The 2,728-nt window shown below is 44.1% G+C and carries 1 protein-coding gene; it reads left to right on the top strand.

What is annotated here, in order from left to right:
• Window positions 1–777: 777 nt before the first annotated feature.
• Window positions 778–2,728 (top strand): filamentous hemagglutinin N-terminal domain-containing protein (locus tag K4A83_RS22475; protein ID WP_265266951.1); only part of this gene is annotated, 1,951 nt, incomplete at its 3' end.

Genomic DNA, 2,728 nt, shown 5'->3' with positions numbered 1-2,728 from the left:
TTATGTGCCAAAAAATTAGCTATGTACACTGGTTTAAAGAGCTAGTCCCACCTGGTTAAATTTACCTCTTGACAGGGTTACTATGTCCATTTTTACCTAGTTCATAAGTACCGATTCAACACTTCTGCATTAAGACAATCGCAACACCTTTAGCCAAATTAGTTTTTTCTTGGGTAAAATTCATGAATCATAGTATAATGTGTATAGCTAGTCCTAATGAGACGTGAACTCTGGGCTAAGGATAAATAATACTCTAAGGAATGTGGGTTAATTTCTTGACTCATCCTCATTTAGCCTACCGCAAATTCTGTATAACGCCGCACATCTGGCGAATAAAATCCTAATACAATTTGACTTTATTGTGAGGTTTAAACATTGCGGCATCTCTTGGCTTAACCATATACTTTATCAGGGTTTCAGGCTTTCCCCTTTATTTCACCTCTCCCACAGTTATAGAAGAGAGATAACTCACCCAACCGACACCCTCTCAATGTGGGGTTACACCTCATTCCACCCAACCCCCAACACCCCGTAGGTTAGGTGAAGCGGCAGCGCAACCCAACACCCCCCACAGAAAGATAGAAACCCACTTTCTAGCGGAGGAAAATTAACTCACCCAACCGACACCCCCCAAGATTGGGTTACACCTCATTCCACCCAACCCCCAACACCCCCCACTTAAAAGTTAGAACATTTGCCACTTGACGACTCTCACCCCTTGACCTATAAAAAGTTCAACGAGAAAACAGATCATATTAATAGTGGGTGTATTAACTAATGAACCTATTCAAATTATTATTAACTCAAAAAAATAGTTTATTTTCCTTCCTACTCACCTCCAATATAATTCATTATTTTCTCTTGCCAAATCCACCCCTTTATGCTCAATCAATTACCCCCTCAGCAGATGGCACAGGAACAATCATCGAATCCCAGAATAATACTTACCTCATCCAAGGAGGAACAGCCGTAGAATCCAATCTATTCCATAGTTTTCAAGACTTTAACCTCCCTCCAGATCACATCGCCCATTTTCTCTCTCAACCCCACATTAAAAATATCTTAGGTCGAGTAACTGGAGGTAACTTATCCCTCATTCAAGGCTTAATTCAACTCACCGGAGGTACAACCAACCTCTATCTAATGAACCCCGCAGGCTGGCTTTTTACCCCAGAAGCCAGCCTCAATATTCCCGCCAGTTTTCTTGTCACTACTGCCCCTCATATTGCCTTTCCCAACGGCTTATTTAACGCCTTTGAAGTCAATCATTATCCCGACCTCACCGGAAACCCCATCGGCTTAATTTTCCCCGCCCAATCATCAGGAACAATCCTCAATAGTGCCGATTTAAGCGTCAATTCTGGTCACAGTTTACACCTAATTGGAAGTCGTGTTATTAGCACCGGAACCTTACGCGCTCCCAATGGCAATATCACCATCACCGCCATTCCCGAACGCAACGAAATTGAAATTTCTCAAGAAGGTTCCCTCTTAAGCCTAGTCTTTCCCGCCACCGTTTTTCAAGATGATCATTATCCCATCATTCCCTTTCAAGCCGTAGACATTCCTCGTTATTTAACCGGGAATCCAGAACAACAAGCCCAAACCAGAACCCAAGTCGATTCCTCTGGAAATGTACGAGTCAATGATAGTGATATAGCCATTGCTTTGACTCCCGGAACAGCCATCATTTCCGGCAAAATAGATGTTTCCCACGATTTATCCTTCACGCAACAAAGTATTACAATTTTAGGACAAAATATTGCCTTAATTGATGCCCAAATTAACGCATCAGCGAAAACAGGAGGCGGCAACATTTACATCGGGGGAGATATTCGAGGTCAAGGAAATCTATTCACCGCACAACATACAATTATTAATCCTGAAACCCTCATTCAAGCTAACGCCATTGAACAAGGCAATGGGGGAAATGTGATTATATGGGCTGATAAAACCACCCAATTTCACGGCAGAATTGAAAGTCAAGGGGGGCAACAACAAGGGGATGGGGGATGGGTTGAAGTTTCCGGTCAACAAATCCTAGATTTTCAAGGAAAAGTAAATACAACTGCCCGCCACGGACAACCCGGCACATTACTACTCGACCCTGTAGACTTAGAAATTGTCACCAGCCAAGGCAATACAACCAACACCGTTTTAAGCTTTACTGACTTACCTCAACTCTCCCGTTTACAAGCTTCTCTTCTCAATCAAGCCACCTCTAACATTATTTTAGAAGCCACCAATACTATTACGTTTAATGCACCGATTAACTTAATCAATTCCAGCGTGGGCTTACAAGCCGTTGCCCATCAGGGAATTGTAGTCAATGCCGACATTAAAACCCAAAACGGAGCCGTGTTTTTAGATGCCAATGGGGATAATTTAGGGGGGGGAGAATTGCTGATTCAAAACGCAACAATTCGCACAGGAAGCGGTGACATTACCCTCAAAGGAACGGGACTCCCTAGCACATCTCCGGGTGGCACAGGTGGCACAGGAATCACCCTCAATCAAAGTCATTTAATCACCATCCAAGGCAATATTTCCCTGATGGGGGTAGGGGGTGAAGGAGGACAAGGCTTGAATCAACCAGATGGGGTGACGGGGGGGAAAAATGAACAAGGAGGGACGGCCGGACTGCCAGGGGGTGTGGGGGGTGCGGGGGGTGTAGGTATTGCCCTGATGAATAGTTCCCTCGTCTCCGAAAGTGGCTTAGTGCAGTTAA

It is taken from the genome of Spirulina subsalsa FACHB-351, from assembly GCF_026130165.1.
GTDB lineage: Bacteria > Cyanobacteriota > Cyanobacteriia > Cyanobacteriales > Spirulinaceae > Spirulina_A > Spirulina_A subsalsa_A.
Note: the sequence above shows the minus strand (reverse complement) of the source record. Positions and strands in the feature narration are given on the sequence as shown.